Source organism: Virgibacillus sp. 7505 (assembly GCF_002272135.1).
Lineage (GTDB): Bacteria > Bacillota > Bacilli > Bacillales > Amphibacillaceae > Terribacillus.
Window position 1 is genome coordinate 17821 of sequence record NZ_NPBF01000027.1, and the last position, 16390, is coordinate 34210.

The window sequence follows — 16390 nt, forward strand, 5'->3', positions numbered from 1 at the left end:
ACAGGCTTTTAGCTCATAATAGGACTACATGTATATCAGGAAGGGTAAAAACAATAGTGAACTTTGCTGAATAGAGAGGATACCTACTATGTCTGAACTTGATTTGTCGCAGTTTGAGAAAAAGGTTGTTTTACGTAATATTACGGAAGCAGATATTGATCAAATCCTGGACATGCAGAAAGTGTGCTTCCCAGGCATGGAGCCGTGGAAAAAAAGCCATTTGAAAAGTCATATCGATATATTCCCAGAAGGCCAATTCTGTGTGGAAGTTGACGGTAAGATCATTGGCAGTTGTTCCAGTTTGATAGTCAATTTTGATGAATACGATGATCGACATACGTGGGATGACATCACGGATGAAGGATATATCACAAACCATAACCCGGATGGTTTCAATTTGTATGGCATTGAGGTCATGGTGCATCCGGATTATCGTGGCATGAAGATTGGGAAGCGCCTTTATGAAGCGAGGAGGGAACTGGCCGCAGAGATGAATTTGAAAAGCATCATCATCGGCGGAAGAATCCCAAATTATCATAAGTACAAAGATGAAATGACACCACGGGAGTATGTGGAGGAAGTGGAATCACAGAATATCTATGATCCCGTACTTACTTTCCAAATGATGAACGGATTTCGCGTGATGCGGATTAATCGTGACTATTTGCCTGATGACAAGCAATCCGCAACTTTCGCTACCTTAATGGAGTGGAATAACATTGAATATCATGCAAAAACGAAACGTCATTTCAAAACGTCTTATCCGGTGCGAATCACGGTTATTCAATATATGATGAAGCAAATCGAATCGTTTGAGGAGTTTGCAAGGCAAGTCGAATATTATGTTGACGTCGCCTATGATTTTGGATCTGACTTTGCTGTATTCCCCGAAATCTTCACAACCCAGCTCATGAGCTTCCTTGAAGAAAAAGTTCCTTCTAAAGCAGTCCGTAAACTATCTGAATTTACGGAGCAGTATATCGAGCTATTCACTAGTCTGGCTGTCCGCTACAATGTCAATATTGTCGGAGGCTCGCACTTTGTGGAAGAGGACGAGCATATATATAATATTGCCTATCTTTTCCGCCGGGATGGCACAATTGAGAAGCAATATAAAATACATGTTACACCGAATGAGAGAAAATGGTGGGGAATCCAGCCTGGGGACACAGTAAAAGTATTTGATACAGATTGCGGCCGAATTGCAATCCAAATTTGCTATGATATCGAATTTCCAGAGCTTGCACGCTATGCAGTGGATCAAGGTGCGAATATCATTTTTGTACCATTCTGTACGGATGATCGGCAAGGCTACTTGCGAGTTCGCTACTGTGCACAGGCGCGTGCAGTCGAAAACCAAGTGTATACTGTCATCGCAGGAACGGTTGGCAATTTGACTCAAGTAGAAAATATGGATATTCAATATGCACAGTCTGGAATTTTCACACCTTCTGATTTTGAATTTGCGCGTGATGGAATTGTTGGAGAATGTCCGCCGAATATTGAGACAGTTGTTGTTGGCGATGTTGATTTGGAGATATTGCAGCGCCAGCGGAAGACTGGTACAGTACGTCATTTGCATGATCGCCGCAAAGATCTCTTCGAATTAAGGTTTAAGAATCTGGAGAGCGAAACGCCGGATGATCAGTGATTCATTAAATAAGACTCGAGCGCAATGCTCGAGTCTATTTTACATGTCCAAAGCATATAGGGTTGTATGACCTAACGCGTGATCGATATATTGAATCAGCTCTTCATGTGATTTCACGACAGCGTGCTGTTCGGAGGGATAATGAAAGGCATGCAGAAAGATTTCAATCCGCTTGGAAAGCAGATCATCCTTCGTGCGTACCATGAGGACAAGCAGATCATCCCATTGACCCCAAATTGTAAATAGCAGTGCTTTTTCGTAATCCTGGACTTTCATTGCGCTATCCCCTTCCTGTCAGGGTATAGATAGTATCTCTCCAATGAGCAGGAACATTGCTGGCAGATATAAGCAGCACTGTTGCCTCCTTTGTATAGGGTGAAAAAATCCGTACATACTAAGCGCAGTATGGCAAATCAAAGGAGGAAACACCAATGAAAAAATGGAAGTTAATCAGCATGGCTGCCCTTGCTGCGATTACGCTTACAGCTTGTCAGAATGACGATAATAACAATGACACTGGCATGGGTAATGTAGAACCGACTAGATTCAATAATACGGACAATAATTTAGTCGACCGTAATACTGACAATACAAGAGATGGGGATGATCGCCAGAAAAATGGTGATGACCAACAGCCGCGTTACCAGGTTGCAGATGACGTAGCAAGAAAAGTGGAAGAAGTTGAAGGTGTAGATAGAGCGTATGTATTTACAACAGATAACAATGCTTATGTAGCTGTCGATATGAAGGACGATAACAATAACGGTAACAACGGTAACAACGGAAACGATGGAAATAACGAAAATAACGGTAACACAGGCAACAACGGAATGGGCAACACAGCTACTGGTAATAACGACAATAATGAAGTAACAGATAAGATGAAAAAAGATGTGGAAAAAGCAGTTAAATCAGTCGATGAAGATATCGATAATGTATATGTATCCGCAGATCCAGACTTTTTGGGAATGGCAGAAGACTACAACAACAAAATTGATGAAGGTCAGCCAGTAAAAGGCTTCTTCTTAGAATTCGGCAATATGCTAAATCGTGTGTTCCCTAATAACGAAAGATAAAAAAGAGGCTCCCATACGGGAGCCTCTTTTTAATTTGGCTGTTTCGAAAGAGATGAAGCAACTGCCAAAGCTTTCTTAATCGCACCTTTACCAACGTCATAATGTGTGACAAAACGAACACTGTAAGGACCGAAAGCATTTGCCAATACTTGCTGTTCCTTGAGCAGCTGCACATAAGCATCTGCTGTCATACCGGTACCTTGCACATCTGCAAGTACGATATTCGTTTCAACCTTATTCATGATTTCAATACCGTCAATTTCAGCTAGGCCATTTGCCAATAGCTTAGCATTCTCGTGGTCGTCTGCGAGACGTTCCACATTTTCACGCAGGGCAACAAGGCCAGGTGCTGCTAATATGCCAGCTTGGCGCATGCCGCCTCCAAGACGTTTTCTCCATTTTTTAGCTTTAGCAATGAACACTGCAGATCCTGCCAGAACAGAACCGACAGGCGCTCCTAAGCCTTTGGACAAACAAACCTGGACAGTATCGGTCAGCTGCGCATATTTTGCCACACTAATACCGGAAGCGACGGATGCATTGAACAAACGTGCGCCATCCAAGTGAATCGGAATTCGATGTTCACGGGCTATTTGGGCAATCACCATCATATTCTCGATCGGGATGACGGCTCCGCCTGCTTTGTTATGCGTATTCTCCAGACAAATCAAGCCTGTTTCCGGAAAATGGATATCGTCCTTGCGGATAGCAGCAGCTAATCCCTCCGGACATATCGCCCCGCGTTCCCCTTTCAGTGTACGTGTCTGCACTCCTGCAAAAATGGATGTAGCAGCTCCTTCATAGAGAAAAATATGGGATTCCTCTTCCAAGATGATTTCATTACCAGGGTTGCAATGAGAAAGTACTGCGATTTGATTCCCCTGAGTACCGCTCGGCACGAATAGTGCGGCTTCCTTTCCAAGTAAATCGGCAACCGTTTCCTCTAGCTCATTTACAGCTGGATCCTCTCCATAGACATCATCTCCGACTTCTGCATCATAAGCAGCTTTTCGCATTGCTTCTGATGGCTTGGTGACCGTATCACTACGCAGATCGATCATGACGACCACTCCTCTCCATCTTATTATATAGTATGAATTTGTAACTTTTCCACTATTTTTATAGTTGTTGACTTTGTATTCCTAAAAAGTGGAATTTATGACTGGCATCGTATCTTTTCATTGAATAAACTGAGGTACTATGGTATTCTTCTGTCATAAACATGATAATCCTTATTAGTTTACTTGGATATCTGAGATATTACACTTGAGGTGATGAAATGGGCCGCGAATTTATCGATATGTTCGATGAATGGGCAGAGACGTATGATGATACGGTTACTGGCCAGGATCCACAATATAAAGAAGTGTTTGATAAATACAATGAAATCCTGCAAACTGTCGCGGATGCTGCAGAAGGAAACACACTGGAGTTCGGTGTCGGAACAGGCAACCTTTCTGAAAAGCTGTTAGCTAAAGGTTTGAATGTAACTGGAATTGAACCTTCCAAAGAGATGCGCGAGCATGCATCCCGGAAATTCCCGCAGCTTCAGATAGTAGACGGTGATTTTCTTTCCTTTCCGCAGCCTGAACATGAGGTTTCTGCCATCGTAAGTACGTGGGCATTCCATCATCTGACAGATGAGGAGAAGGAGCAGGCAATTTCGAAATATGCACAGCTGCTTCCAGCAGGCGGAAAAGTAATATTTGCTGATACGGTATTCTCAAGTGAAGAAGGTCGTGCTCAGCTTATTCAGGAAGAAAAGGATAAGGGATATGACAGACTTGTCCAGGATTTAACAACCGAATATTATACGACGATGCAAGTGCTTCGTAACATTTTCCAAACGCACGGATTTCATGTTACATTTAAGCAAATGAACCGCTTCGTCTATTTGATCACAGCAGAAAAAGCGTAAGGGGAGAGACAATCATGACAAAGAAAATGAACGTAGAAAGCTTCAACCTTGATCATACTAAAGTTGCTGCACCATATGTCCGCTTAGTCGGCACAACAGAGGGAGCACAAGACAAAGTATACAAATACGATATCCGCTTCAAGCAACCTAACAAAGAGTATATGGAAATGCCAGGTCTGCATTCCTTGGAGCATTTAATGGCTGAGAATATCCGCAATAATATCGACAATATCCTTGATATCGGTCCAATGGGCTGCCAAACAGGTTTCTATGTTTCCATTTTGAATAATGACAGCTATGACGACATCCTCGTCGCTTTGGAAAAAACATTGCAAGATGTGCTCGATGCAACAGAAGTGCCTGCTTGCAATGAAGTGCAATGCGGCTGGGCAGCTAACCATAGTCTTGAGGGTGCACAGGAGATCGCGAAAGAAATGCTTTCCAAAAAAGATGAATGGCGTCAAGTTTTCGCTGAATAGAGGGAGAAAATGGCTGTTTACAATTCAGTACACGAACTGATTGGAAATACACCTATTGTACAAATAACGAACTTTTCTCTTCCGGAGGGAGTTCGTTTATTTGCGAAACTGGAGTTTTATAACCCTGGTGGCAGTGTGAAGGATCGGCTTGGTGTCAATTTGATCGATGAGGCGTTTCGGACAGGGAAACTGAAGGAAAACGGTACGATCATTGAACCGACAGCGGGTAATACCGGTATTGGTATTGCACTGGCTGCCTTGAAACGCAGGGTTTCCGTAATCTTCTGCGTACCAGAGAAATTCAGCCAGGAAAAACAGGAGCTGATGCGGGCGCTTGGGGCAAAGGTAATCAATACACCAACATCCGAAGGGATGACAGGAGCAATTAAAAAGGCGAAAGAGCTGCTGGATGAAATCCCTGACAGCTATTGCCCGCAGCAATTTGCTAACCCTGCTAACCCGGAGACTTACTATAAGACGCTAGGTCCGGAAATATGGCGTGACCTTGAAGGTAAAGTGGATATCTTTGTAGCTGGTGGCGGCACAGGCGGAACGTTCATGGGTACAGCGCGTTACTTGAAGGATCAGAATCCTGAAGTGAAGACAGTCATTGTTGAGCCGGAGGGTTCGATCCTGAACGGAGGTGCTCCAGGATCACACCGTACAGAAGGTATAGGCATGGAGTTTTTACCTGATTATATGGATACAGCATATTTTGATGCAATTCATACGATTTCAGATGATGATGCATTTTATTACGTAAAAGAGTTGGCTGCCAAAGAAGGGCTGCTTGTCGGCAGTTCTTCCGGATCTGCTTTCACTGCAGCACTTAAAGAAGCAGAGCATGCTAAGCCAGGGACGACGATTGTGACCATCTTCCCTGACAGCAGTGAGCGCTACCTCAGCCAGCAGATCTACCAAGGAGGATTACGATGAGACGGAAAACAAAAATGATTCACGGTGGAATTACATCGGACGAAAAAACGGGCGCAGTTAGTGTGCCTATTTACCAGGTAAGTACGTACAAACAGCCAGGACCTGGTGAACACACAGGCTATGAATATTCCCGTACAGGGAATCCGACAAGGCATGCATTGGAAGAAACAATTGCAGCTTTGGAAAATGGTAAAAGAGGCTTTGCATTCAGTTCCGGTATGGCGGCCATCACTTCTGTGATGATGCTTTTTGAAGCAGGCAGCCATGTTGTCATGACTGACGATGTGTATGGCGGAAGCTACCGTTTAGCGACAAAAGTACTGAATCGCTATCAGCTTGGGCACACATTTGTAGATACCAGTTCGCCGGAAGAGGTTGAGCAGGCAATCAAACCAGAAACAAAAGCCATTTATGTCGAGACACCGACCAATCCATTATTGAAAATTACTGATATCAAAAAGATGGCGGAAATCGCGAAGAAACATGACGTTCTGCTGATTGTCGATAATACGTTCGCAACACCTTATTGGCAGAATCCGCTTGATTTGGGAGCAGATATCGTACTTCACAGTGCAACGAAATATATTGGCGGTCATAGCGATGTCGTGTCAGGGCTCGTTGTCGTAAATGATGACAAACTTGCTGATGAGCTGCACTTTATCCAGAACTCTGCTGGTGCTGTTCTTGGACCGCAAGACAGCTGGCTGCTTCTTCGCGGAATCAAGACACTTGGTATCCGCATGGAAGCTATAGAGAAAAATAGTGTTAAGCTAGTCGACTTCCTGAAAGCTCATCCAGGAGTGAGTACGATTTATTACCCTGGTCTGCCTGAGCATAAAGGACACGATATTGCTGCAAGCCAAGCAGAGGGCTTTGGCGGTATGATATCCTTTGATGTCGGCAGTGGTGAAAAAGCAGATCAAGTACTGCGTAAAACGAAATATTTCGTCTTGGCAGAAAGCCTCGGAGCAGTCGAAAGCCTCATATCCCTTCCTGCTAAAATGACGCATGCATCCATTCCACAGGAGCGCAGAGCAGAATTGGGTATTACGGATGGTTTGATCCGAATCAGTGTTGGTATCGAGGATAGTGAAGATTTGATCGAAGACTTGAAGCAAGCAATGGAAGATTGATAAAAAGCCAGCTCCGTTTACGGAGCTGGCTTTCTTCTTAAAATTTGTTCTTCCTCTGGAATTCGCAGCACAGCGCGGAAAGAACGAGGATTTTCTTCAAAATCTTTTTGTTCAATTCGCTTGATGACTGCTTTCGCTACATCTTTGACACTGGCTGGATTCTGCCCGGTGATCAGTCTGTCGTCTGCTTCTACATGTCCTTTGAAAGGCACTTTTGATTTGTGGTAGGTAAGTGCACGTATTTTAAGCTGCTCTTCCAAGCTATAAGGAATTTCGTGTTTATTCAGGCTAGCAGTTTCTTCGCGGTCGGAATAACCAGTGACTGTCTTATCTTGCAATAAGTAAGTCCCGTCAGACAGCTTCACATTCAGCAATGCAGCAGGGCCGTGACAAACGGCGGCAACAATTCCTCCGTTTTCATAGATTTCCCTAGTCAACTGCTGCAGCTCCTTATTTTCAGGGAAGTCCCACATTGTCCCGTGACCTCCAGTGAAATAAATGGCATCATAATCGGCCGCATTCACTTCTTTCGGGGACAGGCTGTTCTCCAATAATCTCCTAAACCCCGGAGCCCGGTAATACTTCCGCAGCTTATGGCTTTTGAACAGCCCTGTAAGACTGCGATGATCTATTGGTATATTTCCGCCCTTTGGACTGACAACCGTCATGACATGACGCGTCTTTAGTTTATCGTAAAAATTCGTCAGTTCACTGAACCAGAGTCCTGTTGTGTGGGGTGTCTGTTTCAGGCTGTCGTGATTCGTTGCGATAATCAATACATTACCCATTGTTCTCCTCCTGACGTGACTGTGTATTTCTATTTAGTTTCCACCAGCAGGTACAAGCTAAACAAGAATCAGCCGATTTATGCTACACTAGTAAGAAAAGGAAAGGGTGGCGCAAATGACGAATCAAGTTGTCGCTTATTTACAGGAAAATCGGGAGAAATTGCTGGAGAAGCTTTATACATATCTTCGGATTCCCAGTATCAGCACAGATAGTGCATACAAGGAAGATGTTGCAAAGACAGCCGCCTTTACGGCTGAGTATTTGAAAGAAATCGGCTTCGATAAAGTGACCATCCAAGAAACAGAGCGTCATCCAATCGTAACGGGTGAATGGCTTGGTGCAGGTCCGGATAAACCGACTGCACTTTTCTACGGACATTATGATGTGCAGCCGGCAGATCCGCTTCCGCTTTGGGACAGCGAGCCATTCGAGCCGACAGAACGCAACGGACGGATCTATGCACGAGGCGTGAGTGATGATAAAGGTCAGGTATTCATGCACCTGGCAGTATTCGAAGCATTCATGAAAACAGAAGGCGCGCTGCCGATCAATGTAAAAGTATGTATCGAAGGAGAAGAAGAAATCGGAAGTACGAATCTGCATGCTGTACTGCATGAGCAGACAGAGCAATTCCAAGCCGATTTCGCTATCATCAGCGATTCCGGGATGGTCGAAGCAGGCCAGCCGACTATGCTATATGGCTTGAAAGGTGCAGCTGCGCTTGAATTCTCTGTGTATGGACCAGATCGCGATCTGCATTCCGGTATGTATGGTGGTGCTGTCCGTAATCCACTTCAGGCATTGGCGCATATCCTAAGTTCCTTGAAGGATGAAGAAGAAGTCGTTCAAGTAGAAGGTTTTTATGATGGTGTAGAGGAATTGCCTGAAGAAGAGCGTAAACTGATTGCGCAAGCACCAGGTGAAGACTTTGTTCAGACAGTCGGTGTGCCTGAAGCAGTTTCCGAAAAAGGTTACACTGCCAAGGAACATACAATGGCTCGTCCAACCTTGGAAATCAACGGTATGTATGGTGGTTACCAAGGGGAAGGTACGAAAACAATCATCCCGGCTGAGGCAACAGCGAAGATCACCAGCCGTCTCGTACCTGGACAGGATCCAGTGGATATCGTGGAGAAAATCACGGCACACATCGAAAAACATGCACCTGCTGGCGTTCGTGTGGAAGTGAGACCGGAACCTTTCAAAGCAAAAGCATACAAAGTCGATCCGAATCATCCGCTGATCCAAAAAGCAGCGGAAAGTCTGACACAGGCCTTCGGTAAGGAAACTGTCTTCGTTCGTATGGGAGGATCGATTCCGGTTGTCGAATGGATTGATACGGTTTATCAAATGCCAGTGGTTCTGCTTGGTTTCGGAACACCTGAGGACAGATTGCATTCCCCGAATGAAAGCTTCCCGCTGGAAAGTTTTGATAAAGGAATGGAGACGCTGGTTTATTACTATCAAAAAGCAAGCGAGTGAAAAAAAGACATCCGAAAGGGTGTCTTTTTTCTGTCTTATCAGCATATGTATGAGTACTATTACGTACAAAGGGGAGAAAGCCCGTGCTGCAATCCGATACACATGCATTGGAAAGGGCTATTGGGGAAATAACGGAAATCGCAAAGGGCTTTGGCCTTGATTTCTACCCGATGCGCTATGAAATTTGTCCTGCTGACATCATTTATACATTCGGTGCTTATGGTATGCCGACAAGATTCACACATTGGAGCTTCGGGAAGCAATTTCATAAAATGAAGCTGCAATATGACCTTGGTTTGAGCAAGATTTATGAGCTTGTAATCAATAGCAATCCTTGTTATGCCTTCTTGTTAAATTCCAATAGTCTTGTTCAGAATAAATTGATTGTGGCTCATGTGCTTGCGCATTGTGATTTCTTTAAAAATAATGTTCGATTCCAAAATACAAACCGTAACATGGTCGATAGTATGGCAGCTACAGCAGAACGGATAGCTGCATATGAAAAAGAATTCGGCAAGAAGGAAGTCGAGGATTTCCTCGATGCTGTGCTGGCAATTCAGGAGCATATTGATCCATCCTTGCTGCGGCCGAAGCTCGGCTGGGATATTGATGACGATGAGACAGATGAAAGTCCGGAAAAGTCGACGGAATATGATGATCTTTGGTTTGTTGATCGCGGAAAGTCAAAAGATAAGAAAGAAAGGAAACGAAAAGCATTCCCGCCTCGTCCGGAAAAAGATATTCTTCTATTTATAGAGGAATACAGCCGGACCTTAGAAGACTGGCAGCGGGATATACTGACAATGATGCGGGAGGAAATGCTGTATTTCTGGCCCCAGCTTGAGACAAAGATCATGAATGAAGGCTGGGCTTCGTACTGGCATGCTCGTATTCTCCGAGAAATGGATTTGACGAGTGATGAAGCAATCGAGTATGCAAAACTCAACGCTGGTGTCGTGCAGCCGTCTCCATCACAAATCAATCCCTATTATCTTGGTATTAAGATTTTTGAAGATATCGAAGACCGGTTTGACAATCCGACCGAAGAGATGAAACGGTATGGCGTGAAGCCAGGCTCCGGAAGGGAAAAAATGTTCGAGGTCCGGGAAATAGAATCGGATATATCCTTCCTGCGAAATTACCTGACAAAAGACCTTGTGCACCGGGAAGATATGTACTTGTTCCAGAAGCAAGGAAATGAATATAAAATCACAGACAAAGACTGGGAAGCGGTCCGCGATCAGCTGATTACGATGCGGGTAAACGGAGGTTTTCCTTATTTGACCGTAACAGACGGCGATTATATGTCTAATGGTGAGCTGTATCTGAAGCATCATTATGAAGGTGTCGAATTGGATTTGACTTATCTGGAGCGGACATTGCCGTACTTTTATCAGCTATGGGGTCGATTCGTCCATATGGAAACGTATATTGAGGGAAAACATGTGTTATTCAGCTATGAAGGGAAACGAGTTCTAAAGAAATACCTATAAAAGAAGAAGGGGCAGCTGCCCCTTCTTTTTTAAATTGCTTTTAATTGTTTTGTGCCAAACCAGTCATGGCGGTTATCGGATACCCATTTATATAGGGATTCCAAATAGGGGTTAAGGAATGGAAGATGCAGGATCCATCCTAATACTGCGGTAACTGGCAGCAGTGTCAATACCTTCTTGACAGTTTCATGTCCTTTGTAGATATCACCTTTGAAAGACATCATATGAATTCGGTCGTACACATCACCTTTGGCAAGGAAACGGAAACGCTCGTAATTCTCGATATTTTGTACCGGGATCCATTTCACGTTATCCAGCCAATCCAATTTTTGGATAACTTGCTTTGCAGTTGAACAAAGTGGGCAGCTTGCGTCAAAAAATACAATATGCTTCATCACACATTCTCCTCTCGTTTACTACATAGCCCGTCCAGCATGATGTTAAACAGAAGTTGATCTGCTAGACTATTTAGAACGAGTCTATCATATTTTCATATAAATTTCACAGCGACTGGAAGTTTGCTATACTAATTGTCAGATAGTTCTAAAAAAGGAGGGTATGTGATGGATCCCTTCACCGAAAAAGTGATTCAAATCATTAGATCAATACCAGAAGGAAAGGTCATGACCTATGGGCAAATCGGTGCCGCAGCCGGTAAAGCACGAGGAGCGAGGCAAGTATCAAGAATATTACATAGCATGAGCCGAAAACATGATCTTCCGTGGCATCGCGTCATCAGTGCCGATGGAAAACTGAAAATTCAAGATGAAGAGACACGAAACGAACAGCTGGAGAGATTGTATGAAGAAGGGCTGGAGATCTTGAATGGACGTATCGATTTGAAGGTGCACCGGTATGAGCCTAAATAAGATACACGCTGAATAGCTAAAAAGGAATGTGTCTGATGCTTAAAACAGAAGAAGATATACTAAAAGCAATCAAACAAGACAAATGGATGATGGAAGTGCTCAGCGCAGCAGCAATGCTACACCTCCCTGATTTCTGTATAAGCGCCGGATTTGTCCGATCAAAGGTTTGGGATGTCCAACATGGGTATACTCGAAGAACTCCGCTTCCGGATGTTGATGTTGTGTATTTTGATGCTTCCGATACAAAGAAAGCAACAGAAAAAAGATACGAAAATATGCTGCGGAAGAGGATACCTGATATACCATGGTCCGTGAAAAACCAGGCCAGAATGCATAAAGTCAATAGGATGCCTGCTTTTCGGGATACGGAGCATGCTATTGAATGCTATCCGGAAACAGCTACCAGTATTGGTGTAACTTTTGAGGGAGAGAAGCTACGTTTGCTTGCGCCATATGGAGTGGATGATTTACTGGCTTGCCGTATTGCGCCGACTCCATTATACGTGAAGGCCGCAAGCTATTATCCTATCTATCTGAAAAGAATAAAACAGAAAAACTGGCAGCGGCTGTGGCCGCATGTTCGAATGGAGGAATGACAGGGTGATTGATCTGAAAATCAGACCGCCTAAAGAAGAGGACGGACCTGTGTTATGGAAGCTGAAATATGGAGAAAAGGAGCCAGTTTGGAAAAAGTGGGACGCACCTTATTTTCCTTTGGTTCACGTGCCGAAGGAAGAATTCTTGGCTAGCTATCGCTTTGATGAAGATTCTCCAGACCAATGGGTGATTGAAACAGATGGAGCTATCATTGGAACAGTAAGTTATTACTGGGAACATAAACCTTCCAGATGGCTGGAGATGGGCATCACAATCTATGATCCTGCCTATTGGAATGGAGGTTACGGGACAGAGGCCCTCCGGCAATGGATATCACATTTATTCAAGGCGATGCCGATTGTTAGGGTAGGTTATACAACTTGGTCAGGAAATAAACGGATGGTGCGGCTCGGAGAAAAGCTTGGTATGACGATGGAAGCCCGTATGAGAAAATGCAGATATTATAATGGAGAATATTATGATTCCATTCGTATGGGACTGCTGCGAGAAGAGTGGGAATAAGTGAAGAAATGCACAAATTATAATAAGTATTTCTTTACAATCTTTTTTAGAAATAACCCTTTCATCCTTGTCCAAACATGTTACACTATGCATAGTAAATTCTTTGTAAAATAATTTACCAAAAGTATATATAACTCTATGCTGGGGGAAATGGCGCTATGAGTATGATGTTACAAACATATTGGAATAGTCGTTTTGAAGCAGGGGACATTTGGGGAACGGAAGCAACACCATCAGCTGTCATGGCTTATCCATATTTTGCTGCGGATCAGGCGAAGCAGTTATTCGTACCAGGATGCGGATATGGAAGGAATAGCAACTTCTTTGGGGAATATGCATTTGAAGTGACAGCGTGTGACATATCAGAAGTGGCTATCGAGCGTGCCAGCAGCCATGCTAAGGCAGTTGGATTAGCCAATGTAAATCATTTCGTAGGAGACTATTTAAATTTGCCGTTTCCTTCGACAGAGAGATTTGACGGCATTTATCTATCGAGTATCCTTCATATGTACACAGAAGAAGAGCGTGAACAACTGCTTGATCATTTCACATCATTGCTGCGCAAGGATGGATTATTGATTTTCTCTTGCCTGTCAGCAAGAGATGAGAAGCTATATGGTTCTGGAGTGGAGATGGAAAAGGATACATTCCTCGTGCATGACCGGATTGCGCATTTCTTCCAGGAAGAAGAATTGTATGCGCTGCTTGATGATGACTATCAAGTTGTCGAGATGACACTTCATAAACAGCGAGTGGATTTTAAAGCAGGTGCAGAACAGGATGCCCAGCTTTGGTTCGTCGTAGCACGGAAAAAATGAAAATCCAGCCTCAAGTGAGGCTGGATTTCTTATATTTTCGTGTTCTTTTTTTTAGCGCGCTGCTCCAGCTGGCTTTTCGGTTCCTGATTTGCTGCGTCTTCTGATAGTCCTTGTCTGTTTACACTGGTAGCTGCTTTTTCATACTGGCTTTTTTTTCTGCTCATTTCCAATCACCTCCTGGTTAGTATGGCATTTGTCCTTATTTTTATTAAAAGATTGATGTATATTGTCATAGTAAGCTGGGCTACTTTATAATTAGTATCATGCCTTTCAACTAGCTATTCAACAGGAGAGAAAAAATGAAAAATAAATATGTTATCATCTTAGTGAGTTTGGCAGCCCTGGCTCTTATATTTGCTATTTTGACTTACCAGAACCGTTCGGATGAAATACGCGCGGAATCAGATACTGCAACGAGGAAAACAGAGATTGCGCACAAAGAAGATGTGCTGCAGTTATCAGCGGTTGAGGACGGGCCCTTGGATGTGCCGCTTCTTAACCAAATGGACGCACCACGGCTATATAATGGCTGTGAGGTAACGAGTTTAGCGATGGTCCTGCAGTATGCAGAATATGATGTAACAAAGAATGACTTGGCCGATCAAATTGAAAACGTACCTCTGAATTATGACAACGGTCTGCATGGCGATCCAAATGAGGGATTCGTCGGAGACATGCGGAATGGGCCAGGACTTGGTGTTTATCATGGACCAGTCATGGATGTAGCGAAACAAGTAGCAGGTGATAAGGCAGTTGACATGACTGGTAAATCAGTCGAAGAGGCTATTTATCAACCTTTGGATAATGGCAATCCGGTTTGGATCATCACAACTGCGACTCTTGCTCCGGTTAATGATATACAAACATGGGACACACCAAATGGAGCAGTTGACGTAACTTACAGTGTCCATAGCGTCGCAGTTACAGGTTATACAGAAGACACTGTGTTCATCAATAACCCATATGGCCAGAAAGACCAGGAAGTGGATCGCGAGAATTTCGAGAAGGCTTGGGAGCAGCTTGGCAGTCAGGCGATTTATATCAATAACTAAGGGAAAGCACAGTCAAACTGTGCTTTTTTTGCGTCTTGAGGTCCCTCAAGCTACAATGGAGGAAGAGCGGAGGTGCTGAAATGGAACTTGAACCAATACCGGATCACATTAAAAAAGGACTGCGGCTTTTGTTCATCGGCTTCAATCCAAGTGTACGCTCAAGCGAAACCGGTCATCACTATGCAAATCGCAATAACCGATTCTGGAATATTTTATATCAAGCTGGCATTACAGAGAGAAAATGTGAACCCTTTGAAGATCAGGATCTGCTGGGTAAGGGAATAGGTTTTACGAATATAGTAGCCAGACCAACCAAGGCTGCAGCAGATATAACCAAGGAAGAATACATAGAAGGAGCGAAGATGCTCCGGGAAAAACTAGCTTATTACCGACCGCAGGTGGCATGTTTTGTCGGCAAAGGCGTTTACCAGCAATACAGCAAGGTAAAACAGACTGGCTGGGGTATTCAGGAAGCTTCGGTGACGCAAGATGTTACAGAATTTGTGGCTCCGTCATCGAGCGGATTGGTGCGAATGCCGATAAAAGAAATCGTCAGTATCTATGCAGAAATCCCAGCTATACTACGGGAATTGGAGGAGAAAAAATGAAAACAGCAGTAGTAACAGGGGCTTCCCGCGGATTGGGGGAAGCAATTGCCAAGCAACTAATGGATAAAGGCATTCAAGTAATAGGAGTTGCAAGAAAGGATAGTGATGATCTTCCTTCCTTTGAAGGAAAGGATAATGCTGGTTATACGTACCGCTATGGTGATTTACAGGATACAGCGGCGTGTGCGAACGTTTTCGAGGAATTAGCAGAAGACATTTTCACAAAAGCCGACGATACTGTTTATTTAGTCAACAATGCAGGTGTGGTCGGTCCGATTGCAACTGCTGATGCATACAGTCTGCAGGAGTGGGAAGCTCATATGGCAATTAATTTGACTGCACCAATGCTGGCTTGCTCAATTTTCCTCAAATATGCTAAAAAGTATAATATCCCGCTTATCATCGTGAATGTCACTTCTGGTGCAGCGGAACGTTCTGTGCATGGCTGGAGCGCCTATAGCACATCAAAAGCTGGTTTGAACCGCTACACGGAAACTGTCGCTCTTGAAGAGGCCGAAGCTGATACTGGTAATATCGCTATTGCTTACAATCCCGGTATCATGGATACGGATATGCAGGCAGATATACGTTCGAGCGAACCAGAACAATTCCAGGATGTTCAGAAGTTCAAGGATTATGTGACGAACAAGTCGCTTAGGGATCCAATGTTTGTTGCAGGTGTATTGGCCGAAATTCTGACCGGAAATGAAATTGAAAATGGGAAACGTTATGCAGTGAAGGATTATGTGTAAGATGGAATAGGTATGCGCCCGCTCCTTTCTGGGTTCTGCACATACAATGCAGTATCCTGTAGGAAAAGGAGGAAGTAAAATGTCTAAAGGTAATGAGGGAGGCTTCGGCTTCGCATTTTTGGTTGTGTTATTCATCCTTTTGATTATTGTCGGTTCATCCTATGTAGGTGGCTGCGATTATGGCTATGGCTACGGCTGCCACTATTAATTTATAA

21 protein-coding genes are annotated in these 16390 nt (G+C 43.9%); 16 read left to right on the forward strand and 5 right to left on the reverse strand.

Annotated elements, in window-relative coordinates:
• The first annotated feature begins 88 nt into the window (after positions 1 to 88).
• Positions 89 to 1651, forward strand: a complete 1563-nt coding sequence (locus tag CHH91_RS12085) for a bifunctional GNAT family N-acetyltransferase/carbon-nitrogen hydrolase family protein (protein ID WP_095223711.1) — start codon at positions 89 to 91, stop codon at positions 1649 to 1651.
• Positions 1652 to 1690: 39 nt separating this feature from the next.
• Here the strand turns inward: CHH91_RS12085 and CHH91_RS12090 are convergent, their stop codons facing one another.
• Positions 1691 to 1927: a YhdB family protein gene (locus CHH91_RS12090; RefSeq protein WP_095223712.1), complete on the reverse strand. Its 237-nt coding sequence runs from the start codon at positions 1925 to 1927 to the stop codon at positions 1691 to 1693.
• A gap of 155 nt (positions 1928 to 2082) precedes the next feature.
• On the opposite strand from CHH91_RS12090, the gene CHH91_RS12095 reads away from it, so the two are divergent.
• A complete protein-coding gene (locus tag CHH91_RS12095; protein WP_095223713.1) occupies positions 2083 to 2727 on the forward strand; it encodes a YhcN/YlaJ family sporulation lipoprotein in 645 nt (214 codons plus the stop codon).
• 29 nt (positions 2728 to 2756) lie between these two features.
• On the opposite strand, the gene ltaE is transcribed toward CHH91_RS12095, so the two are convergent.
• Positions 2757 to 3788 (reverse strand): low-specificity L-threonine aldolase, encoded by a 1032-nt coding sequence (gene ltaE, locus CHH91_RS12100; RefSeq protein WP_095223714.1) that lies wholly within the window; start codon positions 3786 to 3788, stop codon positions 2757 to 2759.
• A gap of 218 nt (positions 3789 to 4006) precedes the next feature.
• Here ltaE and CHH91_RS12105 point away from each other — a divergent pair, with 218 nt between their 5' ends.
• From CHH91_RS12105 to CHH91_RS12120, 4 genes are read left to right on the forward strand one after another with little or no spacing between them, the layout of a single operon-like run.
• Positions 4007 to 4645 (forward strand): class I SAM-dependent DNA methyltransferase, encoded by a 639-nt coding sequence (locus CHH91_RS12105; protein WP_095223715.1) that lies wholly within the window; start codon positions 4007 to 4009, stop codon positions 4643 to 4645.
• A gap of 14 nt (positions 4646 to 4659) precedes the next feature.
• Positions 4660 to 5124, forward strand: a complete 465-nt coding sequence (locus tag CHH91_RS12110) for an S-ribosylhomocysteine lyase (protein WP_095223716.1) — start codon at positions 4660 to 4662, stop codon at positions 5122 to 5124.
• A gap of 9 nt (positions 5125 to 5133) precedes the next feature.
• Positions 5134 to 6060, forward strand: coding sequence for a PLP-dependent cysteine synthase family protein (locus tag CHH91_RS12115; protein WP_095223717.1), 927 nt, complete (start codon positions 5134 to 5136; stop codon positions 6058 to 6060).
• The gene (locus CHH91_RS12120) at positions 6057 to 7193 is read left to right on the forward strand and encodes a bifunctional cystathionine gamma-lyase/homocysteine desulfhydrase (protein WP_095223718.1); all 1137 of its coding nucleotides are present in this window, start codon (positions 6057 to 6059) and stop codon (positions 7191 to 7193) included. The genes CHH91_RS12115 and CHH91_RS12120 overlap by 4 nt, the downstream gene beginning before the upstream one ends.
• A gap of 17 nt (positions 7194 to 7210) precedes the next feature.
• On the opposite strand, the gene CHH91_RS12125 is transcribed toward CHH91_RS12120, so the two are convergent.
• Positions 7211 to 7981 carry a type 1 glutamine amidotransferase domain-containing protein gene (locus tag CHH91_RS12125; RefSeq protein ID WP_095223719.1) on the reverse strand — a complete coding sequence of 257 codons (771 nt, stop codon included), beginning with the start codon at positions 7979 to 7981 and terminating at the stop codon, positions 7211 to 7213.
• Between the two features lie 115 nt (positions 7982 to 8096).
• Here CHH91_RS12125 and CHH91_RS12130 point away from each other — a divergent pair, with 115 nt between their 5' ends.
• Positions 8097 to 9464, forward strand: a complete 1368-nt coding sequence (locus tag CHH91_RS12130; protein WP_095223720.1) for a dipeptidase — start codon at positions 8097 to 8099, stop codon at positions 9462 to 9464.
• 83 nt (positions 9465 to 9547) lie between these two features.
• Entirely contained in the window at positions 9548 to 10957 is a 1410-nt protein-coding gene (locus CHH91_RS12135) for a SpoVR family protein (protein ID WP_095223721.1), read from the forward strand.
• A 29-nt stretch (positions 10958 to 10986) separates the two neighbouring features.
• Here CHH91_RS12135 and CHH91_RS12140 read toward each other — a convergent pair whose 3' ends face one another.
• The gene (locus tag CHH91_RS12140; RefSeq protein WP_095223722.1) at positions 10987 to 11352 is read right to left on the reverse strand and encodes a thiol-disulfide oxidoreductase DCC family protein; all 366 of its coding nucleotides are present in this window, start codon (positions 11350 to 11352) and stop codon (positions 10987 to 10989) included.
• Positions 11353 to 11520: 168 nt separating this feature from the next.
• Here CHH91_RS12140 and CHH91_RS12145 point away from each other — a divergent pair, with 168 nt between their 5' ends.
• The 4 genes from CHH91_RS12145 to CHH91_RS12160 all read left to right on the forward strand — a co-directional run bounded on the left by CHH91_RS12145 (position 11521) and on the right by CHH91_RS12160 (position 13763).
• On the forward strand, positions 11521 to 11826 hold the full coding sequence (locus tag CHH91_RS12145) for an MGMT family protein (RefSeq protein WP_095223723.1): 306 nt from the start codon (positions 11521 to 11523) through the stop codon (positions 11824 to 11826).
• Positions 11827 to 11861: 35 nt separating this feature from the next.
• The gene (locus CHH91_RS12150) at positions 11862 to 12422 is read left to right on the forward strand and encodes a nucleotidyltransferase family protein (protein WP_286160772.1); all 561 of its coding nucleotides are present in this window, start codon (positions 11862 to 11864) and stop codon (positions 12420 to 12422) included.
• Positions 12423 to 12426: 4 nt separating this feature from the next.
• Positions 12427 to 12945, forward strand: coding sequence for a GNAT family N-acetyltransferase (locus CHH91_RS12155; RefSeq protein ID WP_483372401.1), 519 nt, complete (start codon positions 12427 to 12429; stop codon positions 12943 to 12945).
• A gap of 158 nt (positions 12946 to 13103) precedes the next feature.
• Complete coding sequence (locus tag CHH91_RS12160) at positions 13104 to 13763, forward strand: class I SAM-dependent methyltransferase (RefSeq protein WP_095223726.1); 660 nt, start codon at positions 13104 to 13106, stop codon at positions 13761 to 13763.
• A 29-nt stretch (positions 13764 to 13792) separates the two neighbouring features.
• On the opposite strand, the gene CHH91_RS20285 is transcribed toward CHH91_RS12160, so the two are convergent.
• Positions 13793 to 13927 carry a small, acid-soluble spore protein L gene (locus CHH91_RS20285; RefSeq protein ID WP_141234158.1) on the reverse strand — a complete coding sequence of 45 codons (135 nt, stop codon included), beginning with the start codon at positions 13925 to 13927 and terminating at the stop codon, positions 13793 to 13795.
• A gap of 135 nt (positions 13928 to 14062) precedes the next feature.
• On the opposite strand from CHH91_RS20285, the gene CHH91_RS12165 reads away from it, so the two are divergent.
• The 4 genes from CHH91_RS12165 to CHH91_RS12180 all read left to right on the forward strand — a co-directional run bounded on the left by CHH91_RS12165 (position 14063) and on the right by CHH91_RS12180 (position 16383).
• Entirely contained in the window at positions 14063 to 14815 is a 753-nt protein-coding gene (locus CHH91_RS12165; RefSeq protein ID WP_095223727.1) for a C39 family peptidase, read from the forward strand.
• Positions 14816 to 14895: 80 nt separating this feature from the next.
• Positions 14896 to 15423: a mismatch-specific DNA-glycosylase gene (locus CHH91_RS12170; RefSeq protein WP_095223728.1), complete on the forward strand. Its 528-nt coding sequence runs from the start codon at positions 14896 to 14898 to the stop codon at positions 15421 to 15423.
• Complete coding sequence (locus CHH91_RS12175; protein ID WP_095223729.1) at positions 15420 to 16175, forward strand: (S)-benzoin forming benzil reductase; 756 nt, start codon at positions 15420 to 15422, stop codon at positions 16173 to 16175. Before CHH91_RS12170 ends, CHH91_RS12175 begins: the two co-directional genes overlap by 4 nt.
• 79 nt (positions 16176 to 16254) lie before the next feature.
• Positions 16255 to 16383: a YjcZ family sporulation protein gene (locus tag CHH91_RS12180; RefSeq protein WP_095223730.1), complete on the forward strand. Its 129-nt coding sequence runs from the start codon at positions 16255 to 16257 to the stop codon at positions 16381 to 16383.
• Positions 16384 to 16390 lie beyond the last annotated feature (7 nt).